Source organism: Micromonospora sp. WMMA1949 (assembly GCF_027460145.1).
Taxonomy (GTDB): domain Bacteria; phylum Actinomycetota; class Actinomycetes; order Mycobacteriales; family Micromonosporaceae; genus Micromonospora.
This window is the reverse complement of record NZ_JAPZBG010000001.1, coordinates 5143751-5160470: the sequence shown is the minus strand read 5'-3', so window position 1 is coordinate 5160470 and position 16720 is coordinate 5143751. Positions and strand designations below refer to the sequence as shown.

Sequence of the window (16720 nt, the reverse complement as noted above, 5' to 3'; positions counted from 1 at the left end):
GGGCCGTCGGTCCAGATCACGTGGTCGCCGCGACACGACGTCCGCGACCACGGCCAGCTGCGTCTGCCGCCCTGTCACGGGCCTACCCTCGCCGCGACCGCCTCGGCGAGAGCCGCGTCGGCACGGGTCAGCCGCTCGCGCAACGTCTGCGCCCGCTCCTGCACCGCGTCGAGCATTGTAGACAGTCGTCCGACCTGGTCCCGGACGGCCGCCTCGCCGGGGCCGTCGGCTTGGGCGCGGCGCAGCACGAGTTCGGGGCGGACCGCGGCGGCCAGCAGGTCCCGTACCGCGGCGTCGTCGAGCGCCAGACCGAGGTCGGCGGCGGTGGACCGGACCGACTCCTCGGTCCAGCCGGCGGGTGCGCCGCCGCGGACCAGCCGGCCGAGCAGCGAGTGGGCGCCCCGGAACGGCACGCCGTGGCGGGCCAGCGCGTCGGCCGCGGCGGTGGTGGTCGCGCCGGAGGCGACGATCTCCTCGCCGGACGGCGGGCGCTGCGGGTCCAGCTTCGCGATCAGGCCGCCGAGCAGGGAGAAGAACCGGTACGCCCGGTCGTCGCCGTCCCAGAGCCGGGCCTGCACGTCGGTGGTGGCGTTGTTCGAGTCCTCCCACCAGGCGGCGCCGACGTTGTTGAGCACACTCGCGGCGTCGGCCGCGGCGGCGCCGGCCATCGAGACGAGGTGTTCCAGCACCACCGGGTTGCGCTTCTGCGGCATGATGCTGCTGCCCTGGGTGAACTCGCCGGGCGTGACCACCCAGCCCCAGCTCAGCCAGTCCATCAGCGTGCGGGCGAGCCGGGCGCCGGTGGCGAGCGCCTGCGCGTTGAGCGTGGCGACCCGGACCAGGTGGTCGGCGCCGGCCACCGCCTCGTACGAGTTGACGATGAGCTGGTCGAAGCCGAGCAGGTCGGCCAGCCGGCGGGGCGAGATGTCCAGGTCGGTGCCCGCGAAGGCGCACGAGCCCAGCGGCGAGCGGTTCATCTCGTCCAGCAGGTCGGCGTACGCGGCCGCCTCGCCGGCGAGCGCCTCGGCGTAGCCGGCGAAGACGTGCCCGATGCTTGTCGGCTGGGCCGGGCGGCGGTGCGTGTACCCGATGATCACCACGTCGGCGTGCCGGTCCGCGCGGTCCAGCACGGTACGGCCGGTGGCCAGCAGGGCGTCGAGCACCTGGAGCAGCTGGTCGCGCAGCACCATCCGGAAGACGCCGGCGTCGAGGTCGTTGCGGCTGCGCGCGAGTTGCACGCTCAGCTGCGACACCTCGATGCCGGCCGCGGCGGCGAGCCGCTTCTCCAGCGTGTAGTAGACGTCCTCGACGCTGCCGTCGTACTCCAGTTCCTCGGGCCGGTCACCGGTGAGGGCGACCAGGCCGCGCAGCATCGTCGCGGCGGCCTCGTCGGAGATCAGTCCCTGCTCGGCGAGCATGACGACGTGGGCCTTGCTGGCCGTGACCATCGCCGGGTAGAGGTTTGCGACGTGGTGGTCGAACACGACGCGGAGATGGTGCTGTTGGTAGACGGTCAGTGACGAGCTCATGGTGGCCTCCCGAGGTGGTGCGTTGTCGTGCGGCGTGCCGCACGTGGTTCATCCGGTCGTCTGGTCCTCGCCGTCGGCGCCGGGTGGCCCGGGCAGCGGCGCGGCGAGCCACGCCTCGACCAGCTCACGCAGGCGTGCGCCGGCGGTGACGCGGATCCGGTCGCCGGCCTCCTCGCCGGCCAGCGAGATGTGGCCCGACCAGCCCTGCCAGGGGTCGGGCCGGGACTCGACGAGCACGTACGGGTACGGGGTGGGAAGTTTCGGCTTCGGCGGCAGGTCCGGCGCCGCGTCCAGGCGCACCGCGGCCGGGTCGAAGCCGAGCACCGCGGAACTCTCGTACGCGCCGCCGTGCCCCCGGGCCGGCAGCTCGCCGAACATGTCGGCGGTCTCGTCCGGGCCGAGGAGCTGGAACCAGTTGACCAGCATCATGCTGGCCCGCTGCCGGCCGGACACCCACTCCATCGCCGCACGGACGGTGGACATGTTGGCGTCGTGCCCGTTGACCACGAGCACCCGGGGGAAGCCCGCCTCGACGATGCCGCCGAGCACGTCGGCGAGGTAGCCGACGGCGATCTCCGGCCGCAGCGCCACGGTGCCCGGCCACGGCCGGGTCTGGCCCGGGCAGGCGGCGTACGGCGCGGCCGGGTAGAGCACGGCCCGGGCGGACCCGGTGGCCAGTTCCCCGGCGAAGCCCTCGGCCAGGATCAGGTCCGTGCCGATCGGCAGGTGCGGACCGTGCCACTCGACCGCCCCGACCGGCAGCACCGCCAGGTCGGCCGCCTCGGTCACGGCCGCGAACGCGTGCCCGGGCACCCGGGTGACCGGGAGCAGCCCTCCCCCGGTCCGCCACCGCTCGATCAGTTCGTCCACTGCTCGGCCCTCCGGGTCGCGGTCCGGCTGCTCTCCAGCCGTCCGGAGAACCACATCACCACGAAGATGAGCAGCACCTGGAGCATGCCGTAGGCGGCCGCGGTGCCCAGCTCGAAGCTGTACATGCGGTTGTTGATGGCCACCGAGATCGGCACCGTCGACGAGGTGTAGATGAGCACCGAGGCGACGAACTCGCCGACGCCGTGCACGAACGCCAGCAGCGCGCCGGCGAGCACACCGGGCAGCATCAGCCGCACGGTGATCGTGTAGAACGCGCGCAGCCAGGACGCGCCGAGGTTGCGCGCGGCGTCCTCCAGCGACGGGTCGATCAGCGCCAGCGTCGCCGAGCTGGACCGGAACACGATCGGCAGGAACCGCACGAAGTAGGCCAGCGGCAGGATCCAGAACGTGCCGACCAGGACCTGCCCGAAGCTGAACGCGTTGCCGGTGCTGAACGCCGAGATCAGGTTGATCGCCACGACCGTGCCGGGCAGCGCCCAGGCGATCATCACGGCCACGTCGAGCAGGCCGCGTCCGACGAACGTCAGCCGCCGCACCGCGTACGCGATGAGCACACCGATCACCACGCAGCCGACGACCGCGAGCAGGCTCATCTGCACCGAGTTGAGGATCGGCTGGAACGCCTTGGGGTCGGTGAAGATGGTCACGAAGTTCTCGAACGTGTACGTCGGCGGCAGCACCTCGGTGGTCCAGGACCGGTCCGCGGAGAACGCGACCAGCGCGATCGCGCCGACCGGGGCGAGCAGGACCAGCGTGGCCAGCACCGAGGCGAGCGGGGCGAGCCAGCGGCCGATCGGGTTGGTGATCTCCCGCCGCACCGCCGAGACGCCCTTGGACTGCGACTGGTAGTTGCGCCGCCCCTCGTACCAGCGCATGGCCAGCAGGAAGATGATCGAGACGATGCCGAGCACCGAGGCGTACGCCGAGGCCATCGGCAGGTCGCCGTTGGTGCGGTTGATGTAGATCTGCATCGTCATGGTCTGGCTGACGTTGAACAGCAGTGGCGCGGTGTAGGACGCCAGCGACGTCATGAAGACCAGCAGCGACGCCGAGATCAACGCGGGGGTGAGCATCGGCAGCAGGACGGTGCGCCACACGCGTACCCGGCCCGCGCCGAGGTTGTACGCCGCCTCCTCGACCGACGGGTCCATTCCGGCCAGCGCCGCGGAGGCGGCCAGGTAGAAGAACGGGTACATGGTGAACGTGTGCACCACGAGCACACCGGCGATGCCGTCGAAGGCCAGGACCGGCTTGTCGGTGCCGAGCAGCGCCTGCAGGCCGCGCGGCACGATGCCGATGTTGCTGTAGAGCAGCTGGAACGACACGGCGCCGATCAGCGGCGGCAGGGCCGCCGGCACCAGGATGAACGCCTCGATGAGCCGCCGGCCGCGGAAGTGGAACCGCTTGAGCAGGAACGCCATCGCCACGCCGACGATGCCGCAGAGCAGCACGCTCGCCGCGGAGATGAACAGCGAGGTGAACAGCGACTCGCGGGCCACCCCGGAGGAGGAGAGGAACTGGAGGTAGTTGTCGGTGCCGTTGGCGCTGACGCTCTCCCGGAAGGTGGCGAACATCGGCTGCACGACGAAGCCCCACAGCACCAGGACCAGCGGCAGCACCAGCAGGTAGGGGAACCATCGGGAGTTCGCCCCGCCGGCCAGGCGCCGGCCGAGGGCCGCCGCCCAGCCGGGGGCGGTCGGGGTCGCCGCGGTCACGGCTTGACCACCCAGAGCCGCTCCGGTACGAGCCGCAGGCCCACGACGTCGCCGAGCGCCATCCCGGCGGGCGCGTCGACCAGGGCGGCCATCACCTCGTCGCCGTCGACGTCGACGGTGACGTGGGTGGCCATGCCGGTGAACTCGACGTGGCTGACCCGGCCGCGCATGGCCGCCGTGTCGTCGTCGCCGCCGAGCGCGATGTGCTCGGGGCGGGCCGAGACCAGTGCGGTGTCGCCCTCGGTGAGGCCGTGTCCGGTGGGGGCACCCACCTCGATCGTGGCGCCGCCGGGCAGGCGTACCTGGACGCGCTGCTCCGTCGCGCCGGTCACCGGCAGGCTCAGCACGTTGCTGCGTCCGATGAACCGGGCCACGAACGCGTTCGCGGGCTGGTAGTAGACCTCGTGCGGGGTGCCGACCTGCTGGACCCGGCCGGACTCCATGACCGCGATCCGGTCCGACATCGCCATCGCCTCGGCCTGGTCGTGCGTGACGTAGATCGAGGTGGTGCCGCTCTCCCGCTGGATGCGCCGGATCTCGGCGCGGGTCTCCTCGCGCAGCTTCGCGTCGAGGTTGGACAGCGGCTCGTCGAGCAGCATGGTGCGGGGACGGATCACCAGGGCCCGCGCCAGCGCGACGCGCTGCTGCTGGCCGCCGGAGAGCGCGTCGATGCGCCGGTCGCCGTACCCGGCGAGGTGCACCTGGGCGAGCGCCTCCTCCACCCGGCGGGCCTGGTCGGCGCGGGAGACCCGGCGGACCTTGAGCCCGTACGCGACGTTCTGCGCCACTGTCATGTGCGGGAACAGCGCGTAGTTCTGGAACACCATGCCGGTGTCCCGCTTGTTGGGCGTCCAGTGCGTGACGTCGTCGTCGCCGAAGTGGATGTGACCGGAGGTCGGGAAGTAGAAGCCGGCCACCATGCGCAGCGTCGTCGTCTTGCCACAACCGCTCGGTCCGAGCAGCGTGAAGAACTCGCCGGCGCCGATGGTGACGGTGACGTCATCGACCGCCGCGGAGTCGCTCGACTTGGCGAAGCGCTTACTGACCGCCGTCAGTCGGACATCGATCATTTCGTGGGTCCTTCCAGGACGAAGCCGGGCCGTGCCGGAGCACGACCCGGTTCCGAGCGTCTTAGCCCTTGCCCTTGATCTGGGCGTTCCAGTGGGTGATCCAGGCGGTCTCGTTCTTGCCGATCACGTCCCAGTCGACGTTCATCGGCTTGAGGTCGAGCTTGGTCAGCCACTCGGGCTTCTCGGCGATGTCGACAGCGGGGATCTGGAAGTAGTCCTTGGCCAGGCTGGCCCGCAGCGAGTCGTCGAACAGGAACTCGAGGAACTTCTTCGCGCCCTCGCTGTTGCCGCCCTTGACCGCGGCCACGCCGTCGACGAGCACCGGGGCGCCCGAGGCCGGCATCACGTAGCCGAACGGCATCTTCTCGTTGGCCTGCAGCAGGATGTCCTGGAGGTTCCAGGCGCTGACCACACCCTGCTCACGCGACATCTTCAGGTACAGGTCGCTGGGGTTGGCGGCGTACTCGACGGTGTTGGCGTCGAGCTTGCGCAGCCAGTCGTAGCCGGGCTGCGGGTTCGACCCGTCCGGGGTGTAGCGCTGGATCATCGAGGCGTAGATCGAGCGCATGGTGCCGGAGGCGGCCACGTCCCGGATGATGATCTTGTCTTTCCACTTCGGGTCGACCAGGTCGTCCCAGTCCTTCGGCGCGGTCTCCGGGGTCAGCGCCTTGTTGTTGTACATGATGACCTCGGGCAGCAGGATCTCGCCGAACCAGCGGCCCTCGGCGTCCTTGTACCGCGCGTCGATCTTCGAGGCGAACGACGGCTGCCAGGACTCCAGCAGGCCCTCGGACGCGCCGGCCGCGAGGCCCTGCTGGGTGCCGCCCCACCAGACCGACGCCTGCGGGTTGGCCTTCTCGGCGCGGACCCGCTCGAGCACCTCCTGGGCGCCCATGTTGAGCACCTCGACCTTGCCCTTGTACTCGGGGTTCTTGGTCGTGAACTGCTCGACGACGTAGTCGGTGACCGACTTGTCACGGGCGCTGTAGATGACGACCTTCTCGGCCGACGCGGAGCCGGAGGAGCCGGCGTCCTTGTCGTCGTCGCTGCTGCCGCATGCGCTGACGGCCAGCAGCGCGCTGAACGCGACGGCCAGGGCCAAACGACGTTTCATTGGTACCTCCACTGTGCGGGGGAACTATCGGAAGCGGGAAGAAAGATCAGCGCGTCGCGCCCGGAGCGGGGCGCGACGCATCGCGCCGCGACCGGCCGTCCGTGGGTACGGACGCGGTCGCCGCGACGGCGTCGGTGAGGTGGGTGGTGGGTGCGGGTGGGGGGTGTCGGGGTCGGGGGCGTCGGGGGCGGTTTCGGTCAGGGAAGCGAGGGTCGGGGCACCGCGGCCGAGAGCGCGTAGCTGATCGCTCCGTGCAGCACGGCCTGGTCGCCGAGGGTGGCCCGGCGCACCTCGGTGGGTGCCGGGGTCCGCGCGGAGACGAGATTCTGGAGCTGGTCGAGGGCCGCGTCGTCGAGTTCCGCGGCGGCGCCGCTGAGCAGCACCAGCCCCGGGTCGACCACGCAGGCGCAGGAGAGGATGAGCCCGGCCCAGGCGCCGAGGACCTCGTCGAGGTAGGCGCGGGCGGGCTCCGACGTCGCGGCGAGCCGGCTCAGCTCCCGTACCGGCGACTCGGGCCGGCGGCCGGGGTTGAGCGCGACGACCCGCTCCGCGACGGCGTTGACCGACCACCGGGCCTCGAACTCGCCGACGCCGCGGTAGCGGCGCTCGGCGGTGCCGCCCAGCGGCAGGAAGCCGACCTCGCCCGCGGCGCCGCTGGCACCGCGGCGGACCTTGCCGTCGAGCACGAGACCCGCGCCGATGCCGTCGGCCACGTGGATGAGCAGCAGGTTCGCCACGTCCGCGCCGGCGCCGGCGACGCACTCGCCGGCAGCCATGAGGTTGACGTCGTTGTCGACGACCACCGGTACGCCGAGCCGCCGCTGCACGGATTCGCCGATCGGCCACGCCTCGACCAGTCCGACCGACGGCGCGAGGCGTACCGCGCCGTTGCTGGACACGCCGGGCACCGCGATCGCGACGCCGCGCAGCGAGGGCAGGTTGTCGCCGACCAGGTCGAGGACGAACTCGCAGACGGTGTCCACCACGTTCGCGCCGAGCCGCGCGACGCGGTGCGCGATGACCGCGCCCTCGCTGTCGGCGATCTCGCAGCTGATCCGGGGCGGCTCCAGCGACACCGCCGCGACGAGCTCGGCGCGGGGGTTGAACTCGAGCATCTCCCGGGGCCGGCCGGTGGTGGGCGCGCCGGGGCCACGTTCGATGAGGTAGCCCTCGGCGACGAGTTCCCGCACGAGCGCGGTCACCGTGGCCGCCGAGAGGCCGGTCATCTCGGCCAGGTCCACGCGGGACAGCCGCCGGGCCTGCCGGGCGGCCAAGATCACCGAGAGACGCTTGATCTCACGGGACCGCTCACGGCTGACCGGGCTGGTCGGGGCTTTGTCAGACACACTTTCTTCCTAGTGAGAAAAAATTCTGCCGTCAAGTAACGAGATGATCTCGGTCCGCCGACCAGGGAAAGTTCTGCGGCCGACAAGCGGGGCGGGCCGGGGCCAGCCCGACATGGCAGGCAAAAACGAGCCCTGTGGTCCACATCGGGGTCCCAAACCGGGACATAGACTGTCCACAGGTCACTGTCGACCTCCCCGTGATCGCGCTGAGCAGGGGCGATTGTTTATTCGGATAAGGAAGAAAGTCGTCCGAGCCTATTGACGACGCCTCCGCAAGATCCCTAGGTTACGGCCCGAAGGCCTTCTGGTGGACCGACGTCACCACCGTGCGAACCGCTCACCCCCGTGACGGTGCGCGAGCACCACCATCCCGTTGTCGAGCACCACGACCCCCGAGGACCTGACGGTCCTCAGTGGACAGCTGTCTGCATCACGGCCCGGCACGAGCCACGTGTCAGCCGGCCCGTGCCGGGCCGACCGTCCCCAGCCGCAGCACTCTCGCTTCGAGACGAAGAGGTATGCCCATGAGATGGCGCACCAGCGCAGCGATCGCCATGTGCGGTCTGCTGTCGTTGGGCCTGGCCACTCCGGCCCAGGCCAACCCCCAGCAAGCAGCACCGAAGCCCCAGGCCAAGAAGTCCGACAAGCCGGTCGACCTGGACATCATGTTCATCGGCGCCCACCCGGACGACGAGGCCGGCCAGCTCGGCATGCTCGGATACTGGAACGAGTATCACGGCATGAAGGCCGGCGTCATCACCACCACCCGCGGCGAGGGCGGTGGCAACGCCACCGGTCTCGAGGAGGGCCCGGAACTCGGCATCCTGCGGGAGGCCGAGGAGCGCAAGGCCGTCGGCTGGGCCGGCATCGAGCACATCTACAACCTGGACGCGCTGGACTTCTGGTACACCGCCAGCGCTCCCCTGACCGAGGAGGTCTGGGGCCACCAGGAGACGCTGTCCCGGATCGTGCGGGTCCTGCGGACCACCAAGCCCGAGGTCATCCTCACGATGAACCCCTCGGCGACCCAGGGCAACCACGGCAACCACCAGAAGGCGGCCATGCTGGCCGTGGAGGCCTTCTACGCGGCGGCCGACCCGAAGGCGTTCCCGGAGCAGATCAAGAAGGAAGGGCTCGAGCCCTGGCGGGTCTCCCGCATCTTCCAGACCGGTGGCAGCGGCACCACCGGCACCAACGGCCCCGCCTGCGAGACCACGTTCACGCCGGCCGAGGCCAGCAACGTCATCTTCGGCACCTGGCAGGGCTACGAGTCGGCGCGCCACGACGGCAACCGGTGGAACACGGTCCAGACCTGGGCCCGCCGGGAGTACGTGTCGCAGGGCTGGGGCAACAGCTCCTTCCCGACGACCAACCCGGACGCCATCGGCTGCAACCGGCTGACGCTGATCGACACCCGCACCCCGTACCCGGACCCGAACGTGGGCGCCGGCACCGGCGCGCTGCAGGGTGCCACCCTGCGTGCCCCGGGCGGCCTGCCGCTGGGCACCGAGGTCCACGTGCGTCCGCGCACCTGGGAGGCCGTCGGCGGCCAGCCCATCAAGGTGGACACCGTCCTCTACGCCGAGAAGGCCATCCCGGGCGCCAAGGTCACCCTGGACGTCCCCGCCGGCTGGACGGTGACCGGTAACGGCAACGTCGGCACGCTCACGCCGGGCAAGGAGGTCGTGAAGACCTTCACGGTCACCCCGCCCGCGCAGGTCGAGGTGGGCACCCGCTTCAAGCTCGACGCCACGCTGACCAGCAAGAAGGACGGCAGCGGCACCAGCAGCGCCCGCGTGCAGGGCACCGCTCCGGTGCGCGGCACCCTGGAGCCGCTGGAGGAGATCGCCGACTTCCGCGCCTGGACCGTACGCAACAAGACCCAGCAGCTCGACGCCCTCATCGAGTCCCTGCTGAACATCTCCAGTGGCGGCACCCGCAGTGTCAAGGTCAACCTGACCAACCACGGCACCCGGGTCGAGTCCGGCGCGGTCAAGCTGAACGTCCCCGCCGGCTTCTCGGTGGCCGAGCAGCAGGTGCCGTACAGCGGGCTCCAGCCGGGCGCCACCACCTCGGTGACGTTCACCGTCACCAACACCGACACGTCGCTGCCGACGGCCAACCGGGCCCCGGACAACGGCGCCTACCGGGTGCAGATCGAGACCAGCTACACCGGTGGCAGCGCGAACGAGCCGGGCGCGTTCAACCTGGTGCCGACCACCACGATCCCGAAGGCCGCCACCGCGCCGACGGTGGACGGTCACGGTCACGACCACGAGTACACCGGCGAGGTCATCGACATCTCCACCCGCTGGGAGGGCACCGCCGCCCCGGCGTCGGACATCTCCGGCACCGCCCAGCTCACCCACACCGACGACGCCCTGTACGCCATCTTCAACATCACCGATGACGTGCTCGGCACCGTCCTGCCGCCGGAGGACTGCAAGCGTCCGCGGCGCAACGACAACATCGAGTTCGGCATCGACCCGCGCGGCAACTCGGCGAACACGTCCACGGTGTTCAACATGGCGCTCTTCCCGGCCACGAACGACCCGGCCAACGGGAACCCGCCGTGCTTCGCCCGGGAGCGGGACAACCACCAAGGCGGCCCGGAGACCGCGCCGGGTGTGGAGATCGCCTCCGTGGTGACCAGCAACCCGTACACCGGGTACCGGATCGAGGTCAAGATTCCGTTCAGCGTGCTGCCGGACACCATCGACCCGAGCCGGATGGGCCTGAACATCCTGGTCAACGACTCGGACACGCAGGACCTCAGCTCGCAGACCCGGGTCGGCTGGTCGACCTGGAGCGGCGTGCGGGCCGACCCGTGGCGCTGGGGCAACGCGCTGCTGCCGGACCTGCCGGCGAAGCCGTCGGCGCCGAAGGCTCCGATCATGCCCGACACCGCGGCGCTGAGCGTGGACTCGCCGCAGACCCTGCTGCAGTCCGTGTCGGACGGGGTCGCACCGGGTGGTTACGCCAAGCTGGCGGACAACACCGTGAAGATCAAGAAGGTCACCCGCAGCGCGAGCAAGGTGTCCGTCCAGCTCCAGGTGAAGAAGGCCGGCACCGCCCGGGCCTTCCTCTGGGACGGCAACCAGGTCGTGGCGCAGACCCAGGCCGGCCTGCGGAAGGACGGCACGCTCGTCCTGCCGCTGAGCGGGTCGCTCCCGGCCGGCACCTCCCTGCTCGTCTCGTACGAGCACGGCGGCGCCACCACCGCTCTGGCGAAGAAGATCTGCTGAGCGGGCACTGATCGCGTCGACCTGACGCACGCGATGGGCCGGGCCGGCAGGTCCGGCCCATCGTGCGTCCCGGCCCATCGTGCGTCCCGGCTACTCGGGCCGCGCCCCGCTCAGCGGGCCGGCCCCGGGACCGGTCGCGGCCGGTTGCACCCCGGCAGGCTCGCGCCACCAGCGGCGCGACGCCAGCGCGGCCAGTCCGGCGCCGGCGGTGTTGAGCAGGACGTCGTCCACCGAGGACACCCGGTCCAGCCGCAGGACGTACTGCGCCACCTCGACCAGGACCGAGCAGCCGGCCGCGAGCGCCAGGATCCGCGGTACCGACGCCAGCGCCGCGAACCGCGTCGGGGCGAGGAACCCGAGCGCCGCGAACACCAGCAGGTTGCCGACGATCTGGACGGTCACCGTCAGCGGCCCGCTCGCGAGAACGGTCAGCAGGTCCCGCAGCGGCACCAGGCTCACCCGGCCGGGAACCACACCGGCGCCGTCCCCGGGCAACATGATCATCCAGACCCACGGCACGGTCCCGTAGACGATGCCCACCTCGGCCAGCGACCGCCGCCACGCCGGCCGCGTGCCGCCGCGCCGCCGGGCCAGGACCCACACCACGAGCGCGGCCGCCGGCAACGCGGCCACCGTGAGCAGCACGACCCCGTTGATCGTGCCGAACCAGCCGTGCCACCCCTCGATCACGCCGCCTCCACCCGTCCCGCCCCGCGTCCGCCGGGCCTGCAATCCGCCCAGGGTGCCACGACCACGCCGACGGGGGACCCCCGCCCGGAGGACATCGCGAATGCGGAGCCTGCGCCTCCGGCCACCGGATTCGCATTCCGACCACCGGGCCGGCCCGAATCCCGGCCGTTGCGTTGATTTCCCGGGCTCATTCCGGCGGCGACCCGAATGGCGCCGGCCGTGGGCGGAATCGCCGTCGTCACGCGCTCGCTCACTCCGTCACCGGCGCACCGACCGCGAGCGGAGCGACAGCGGCGTCCGCGCAGTTCAATCCGGGTCGGACGGGTGGCTGACGCGCGCCGGCACTCGCCGTGGCGGCGAGTCAAGAAAGACTCACCTAACAAAGGTTAGCCTTATCTTCGCCCTACGAAATTCGGCGTGTAAACGGCTCCGTACGGCTGCCTACCGCGCATTCTGTTGTTAAGGTGAGCATGATCCTCACTGGCGGCCGACGGGTTTGAGCACCGGGCCGCACGGCAAATACGAGATGGCATTCGAGCACCACGAGGCCGGCCTTTCCGTCCGCCGGCCCGCATGACTTGGAGGCACCATGAAGACCCTGTTGCAGTCTCCGCCGGTCCGTGAATGCGCCGCCACCGCGTGCAGCTTCAACGACAGCGGCTGTCACGCTCCCGCGATCACCGTGGCGGCGACCGCCGACGCGGCCTCCTGCGCGACGTTCGTCGAGTCGTCGCTCAGCGGCGGGATGAAGGAGGTCACCGGCGCGGTTGGCGCGTGCGCGCGGGCCGAGTGCGTGTTCAACACCAACCTCGCCTGCACCGCCGAGTCGATCACGGTCGGTCCGGGCGCCACGGTCAGCGACTGCCTCACCTACCAGCCCGCCTGACAACCCGGACACCACGCCCGTACGGGTCACGACAGTCACCGTCGTGACCCGTACCGCGTCTTCGGCACCCGACCCGCCGTTGCGCAGGTAAGCCTTACCTACTACCGTCTGACCTGGGCCGACTTCACCCCTTCCCGGCCGAGGAGACAGACATGGCGTTGCACCCCGCGGGGCGCCCGGCCCCGGCGGCCGGTGTCGTCCCGGTCGCCGCCGGGCCGTCGGCGGGCAGTACGGCCACCTCCACGCCCCGCGACGCCGTCACCGCCCGGTGCGTGCTGACCGCTGCCTCCTCGCTGCGGCTCACGATCGGCGACACCACCGCCGACCTCCTCTCCGCCCACGCCGTCCTCCCCGACGGCACGGTCGTCCTCGCTGTCGACGCGATGAGCCGCACCGGCGGCCTGCTCGTCGCCGCGCGCGGCCACACCGGCGCGGTACGCCTCGACGTGACCCACCTCGCTCCGGTCGCCGTACGCTCGCGGGTGCGGGACCGGCTGCGGATCCTGGGCACCGCCCGCCGCTTCGACCCGGCCGCGCTCGACGCCTGCGACCCGGCCACCGTGATGTCGCTGCTCGACCTGCCACCGGTGGCGCTGTGGACGATAGAGCCGGACGAGATCGTCCTCGACCGGGCCACCGAACCCGTCGTGGTGGACCTCGACACGTACCGTGCCGCCCGCCCGGATCCGATCGCCGCCGACGAGGCGGCCCACCTCGCGCACCTGACGCGGTGCCACCGCGACGTCCTCGACCGGCTCGGCGCGCTCGTCGACGCCGCCGGTGCGACGCGGATCGTCCCGGTCGCGCTCGACGCCGAGGGCATCGTGCTGCGCACGGAGCGGCCGGACGGTCACGCCGACACCCGGTTGTCCTTCGCCCGCCCGGTCACCGCCGGTTCCGGCCTGGCCGAGGCGCTGCGGACGCTGCTCGGCTGACTGTGAGCATGGCGGGGTCGGTTCAGTAGTGATGAGCTGATGGCTGGCAGTGGCAGGCGTGACCCTTCGTCTGACTGGCTTTGTGCCCTTGGCGGGACTTGTCCGTCTGCTGCTGCCAGCGCCGGCCCGGCGGGAGACGTTTGGCCTGATCAGGAGCTTGACCGCCAGTTAGCGGCTGGCGTGTCTCATCACAGTCCTGCCATCTCCGCGCCGGACCGGACCTCGCGTCCCCCACGGTGAGGAGAGAACGCATGTCCATGCTGGCAGATCTGGTCGAGGTCGTCATCGGCGTCGACACGCACAAAGACACCCACACCGCCGCGGTCCTCGATGCCCGCACCGGTGCCGTGCTGGCACGGGTCAGGGTGAACACCGACCCGGACGGCTACGCCGAGCTGGTAGCCCTGGCCGATGAGCAGTCAGGGTTGCGGGCCTGGGCGCTGGAGGGCACCGGCGGCTACGGCGCCGGCCTTCACCGTTATCTGGCCGATGCCGGTGAGCTGGTTGTCGAGCTGGACCGCCCCAAGCGGCCGACTCGCCGGGCCGGGGCGAAGTCCGACCCGATCGACGCCGAACGCGCCGCCCGTGATGCCCTGGCCCGCACCCGGCTGACGCAGCCCAAGACCGGGCCTCAGCGGGCAGCGCTGCAGATGCGGCTGACCGCCCGCCGGGCGGCCGTCGAGGCTGCCACCGCCGCCCAGCGGCAGCTGCACGCGATGGTCATCACCGCTCCCGAAGCGGTGCGAACCCGCTTTCGCGGGCAGCGCACCCGAACGATGATCACCACGGCTGGCCGGCTGCGACCGACCACGGCCGGTGGCGACATCGAGGCCGCCACCGCGCTGGCAGTGTTACGTGATCTCGCCCGACGCATTCGGACCTTGGAAACGGAGGCAGCCAGCCACGAGACAGCCATCCGCATGATCGTGCGCTCCTGGCGCCCCGACCTGCTCGACCTCACTGGCGTCGGACCCATCGTCGCCGCCACCGTCCTGACCGCCTGGTCCCACCCCGGACGCTGCCGCAACGACGCCGCGTTCGCCATGCTCGCCGGCGCCGTCCCGATCCCTGCTTCATCCGGCAAAACCATCCGCTACCGGCTCAACCGCTCAGGCGACCGGCAACTCAACCGCGCCCTGCACACCGTCGCCCTGTCCCGACTGCGCTACGACGAACCCACCCGCGCCTACGCCGACCGCCGCCGCGCCCAAGGCAAAACCGACCGAGAGATCAAACGCTGCCTCAAGCGATACATCGCAAGAGACCTCTACCGACGCCTCGAAAGCCCACCCCAGCCACTTGACGCGCCATAGGAGCGTCCCCACGGTCCTTGAGGACCGCGCCCCGACCCGGTAGAAACGGCGGGGCCGACAGGAGATCAGCCATGACCGATACCGACGGGCGGTTGTCCGCGACACCGCGCACCACCCTGCGCCGGATGAAGGAGAAGGGGCGCCGCGACCGCGCCGCCCTGTTCGACGTGCTCCGGGCCGCCTTCGTCTGCCACCTCGGCGTGCTCGTCGACGACGCTCCGATGGTGGTGCCGACCGTCTACGGTTTCGACGACCGGCACCTCTACCTGCACGGCTCGGTGGCCAGCCGGAGCCTCACCACCGACACCGACGTCTGCGTGACAGTCACAGTGGTGGACGGCCTGGTCCTGGCGCGCTCGGTGTTCGAGCACGGGATCAACTACCGCAGCGCGATGATCTACGGCCGGCCCCGGTGGGTGACCGACGCCGAGGAGAAGCTGCACGGCCTGCGGCTGCTCACCGAGCACGTCGCCCCCGGCCAGTGGGACCACGCCCGCCGGCCGAACCGGCGGGAACTGGCGGCCACCGCGCTGCTGGCGCTGCCGCTGGCCGAGGCGTCGGTGAAGACGCGCAGCGGCCCGCCGGACGACGGCGACAGCCCGGACGCCGCCCTCGGGCTCTGGGCCGGCGAGCTTCCGCTGGTCGCGCGCTGGGAACAGCCGCTCACCGACCCGGCGCTGCCGCCGGAGGCGACGGTGCCGGCACACGTCGCCGCGCGCGCCGGCACCCGCGCCGACCGCCCCTGACCGCCGGGGCGGCCGCGCCGCCACGCGACCGTCCCGATCCGCCGGTCCCCTACCGCAGTTGACGGGCCACCTCCGCCAGCGGCAGCCGGGGCTGGACCGCCGCGCGGGCGGCCACCACCGCCAGCGCCCGGGGCACGCCCGCGCAGTGCGCGATGATCTCCCGTACCGCCCCGCGTTCGGCCGTGAGGCGACGCTCGCCGAGGCGGGCCGCCAGCAGGTCCCACGCCTCGCCGGCGGCCAGCTCGTCGACCACGACCGGGCACGCGGCCTCGCCGACGACCAGACCGGTGAGGCGTTTCCGGCTGGTCACCACCACCATGCAGCCGGGTACGCCGGGGAGCAGCGGCCGCACCTGGTCGGCGTCGCGGGCGTCGTCGAGCACGATGAGCATCCGGCGCCCGGCCAGCGCGCTGCGGTAGAGGCCGGTGCGCGCCGCCGGGCCGCACGGGACCCCACCGGGTACGTCGAGCGCCTCGATGAGACCGCCGAGTGCCTCCGCCGGTGCCACCGCCGGGCCGCCCGGGTCGCTGCCGCCGAGCTGGACGTGCAGCACCCCGTCGGCGAACCGGGCGGCCGACCGGTGCGCCCAGCGCAGCGCCAGCGCCGTCTTGCCGATCCCGGACCGGCCGGACAGGACGCACACCACCACGTTCGACATCCGCCTCGGCCCGCCGTCGAGCAGCCGGTCGAGTTGCCGCAGTTGTGTCGAACGGCCGGTGAAGCCGGGAACCTCCAGCGGCAGTTGCATGGGCCGGATCCGGGCCGACGGCGCCGGGTGGGCGGGCAGGCCGAGGACCTCGCGGAGCAGCCGGACGGTCGCGGGCCGCGGACGTGTCACCCGCGACGACTCCAGGTTGCGGATGCTCCGGACGCTCAGCCCGGTGCGGGCGGCCAGCTCCTCCTGGGTGAGGTTGGCCAGCCGCCGCGCGGTAGCGATTTCATGACCCAGCGTATCCATGTAGCCGATCACAGCGTCGTCTCCGTACCGGTTCTGGTGGATTCGTGACCGTGGACCACCGACGCCGCGACCGCTGAGCGGGCAGTCAGCAGCGACATTGCCGGTGATCTGCCGGTGAAGCTCCTGTTGGCCAAGCGAGGTTAAGTCCACAGTGGGTCCGACGCTATCGACCGGAGTCGAATCGACGGTCGACGAGACGGGCCGTTCCCGGCATCGGTGCAGCGTCGCAGAAGCAGCACTTCCGGTCACTCTCCGCAAACCTCAGAACCGTCCGGCGTGGGC

The 16720-nt window shown here is 71.5% G+C and carries 13 protein-coding genes; 5 read left to right on the top strand and 8 right to left on the bottom strand.

What is annotated here, in order from left to right:
* Window positions 1-74: 74 nt before the first annotated feature.
* The 6 genes from O7607_RS24065 to O7607_RS24040 all read right to left on the bottom strand — a co-directional run bounded on the left by O7607_RS24065 (window position 75) and on the right by O7607_RS24040 (window position 7665).
* Window positions 75-1529, bottom strand: coding sequence for an argininosuccinate lyase (locus O7607_RS24065; RefSeq protein ID WP_269705466.1), 1455 nt, complete (start codon window positions 1527-1529; stop codon window positions 75-77).
* 48 nt (window positions 1530-1577) lie between these two features.
* Complete coding sequence (locus O7607_RS24060; protein WP_269705465.1) at window positions 1578-2399, bottom strand: creatininase family protein; 822 nt, start codon at window positions 2397-2399, stop codon at window positions 1578-1580.
* Complete coding sequence (locus O7607_RS24055; protein ID WP_269705464.1) at window positions 2387-4135, bottom strand: ABC transporter permease; 1749 nt, start codon at window positions 4133-4135, stop codon at window positions 2387-2389. The genes O7607_RS24060 and O7607_RS24055 overlap by 13 nt, the downstream gene beginning before the upstream one ends.
* A complete protein-coding gene (locus O7607_RS24050; protein ID WP_269705463.1) occupies window positions 4132-5205 on the bottom strand; it encodes an ABC transporter ATP-binding protein in 1074 nt (357 codons plus the stop codon). Before O7607_RS24050 ends, O7607_RS24055 begins: the two co-directional genes overlap by 4 nt.
* 61 nt (window positions 5206-5266) lie before the next feature.
* A complete protein-coding gene (locus tag O7607_RS24045; protein ID WP_269705462.1) occupies window positions 5267-6319 on the bottom strand; it encodes an extracellular solute-binding protein in 1053 nt (350 codons plus the stop codon).
* 197 nt (window positions 6320-6516) lie between these two features.
* Complete coding sequence (locus O7607_RS24040; RefSeq protein ID WP_269705461.1) at window positions 6517-7665, bottom strand: ROK family transcriptional regulator; 1149 nt, start codon at window positions 7663-7665, stop codon at window positions 6517-6519.
* Window positions 7666-8189: 524 nt separating this feature from the next.
* Here O7607_RS24040 and O7607_RS24035 point away from each other — a divergent pair.
* Entirely contained in the window at window positions 8190-10910 is a 2721-nt protein-coding gene (locus O7607_RS24035; protein WP_269705460.1) for a sugar-binding protein, read from the top strand.
* Window positions 10911-11000: 90 nt separating this feature from the next.
* Here O7607_RS24035 and O7607_RS24030 read toward each other — a convergent pair whose 3' ends face one another.
* Window positions 11001-11600: a VanZ family protein gene (locus tag O7607_RS24030; protein WP_269705458.1), complete on the bottom strand. Its 600-nt coding sequence runs from the start codon at window positions 11598-11600 to the stop codon at window positions 11001-11003.
* A gap of 589 nt (window positions 11601-12189) precedes the next feature.
* Between O7607_RS24030 and O7607_RS24025 the strand changes: the two genes are divergently transcribed.
* The 4 genes from O7607_RS24025 to O7607_RS24010 all read left to right on the top strand — a co-directional run bounded on the left by O7607_RS24025 (window position 12190) and on the right by O7607_RS24010 (window position 15480).
* Window positions 12190-12486, top strand: coding sequence for a DUF1540 domain-containing protein (locus O7607_RS24025; RefSeq protein WP_269705457.1), 297 nt, complete (start codon window positions 12190-12192; stop codon window positions 12484-12486).
* 152 nt (window positions 12487-12638) lie between these two features.
* Window positions 12639-13421 carry a DUF2470 domain-containing protein gene (locus tag O7607_RS24020; RefSeq protein WP_269705456.1) on the top strand — a complete coding sequence of 261 codons (783 nt, stop codon included), beginning with the start codon at window positions 12639-12641 and terminating at the stop codon, window positions 13419-13421.
* 251 nt (window positions 13422-13672) lie between these two features.
* Window positions 13673-14734, top strand: coding sequence for an IS110 family transposase (locus tag O7607_RS24015; protein WP_269705455.1), 1062 nt, complete (start codon window positions 13673-13675; stop codon window positions 14732-14734).
* Between the two features lie 71 nt (window positions 14735-14805).
* Entirely contained in the window at window positions 14806-15480 is a 675-nt protein-coding gene (locus O7607_RS24010) for a pyridoxamine 5'-phosphate oxidase family protein (RefSeq protein ID WP_269705454.1), read from the top strand.
* A 49-nt stretch (window positions 15481-15529) separates the two neighbouring features.
* Here O7607_RS24010 and O7607_RS24005 read toward each other — a convergent pair whose 3' ends face one another.
* Window positions 15530-16438 carry an NB-ARC domain-containing protein gene (locus O7607_RS24005; protein WP_269705453.1) on the bottom strand — a complete coding sequence of 303 codons (909 nt, stop codon included), beginning with the start codon at window positions 16436-16438 and terminating at the stop codon, window positions 15530-15532.
* Window positions 16439-16720 lie beyond the last annotated feature (282 nt).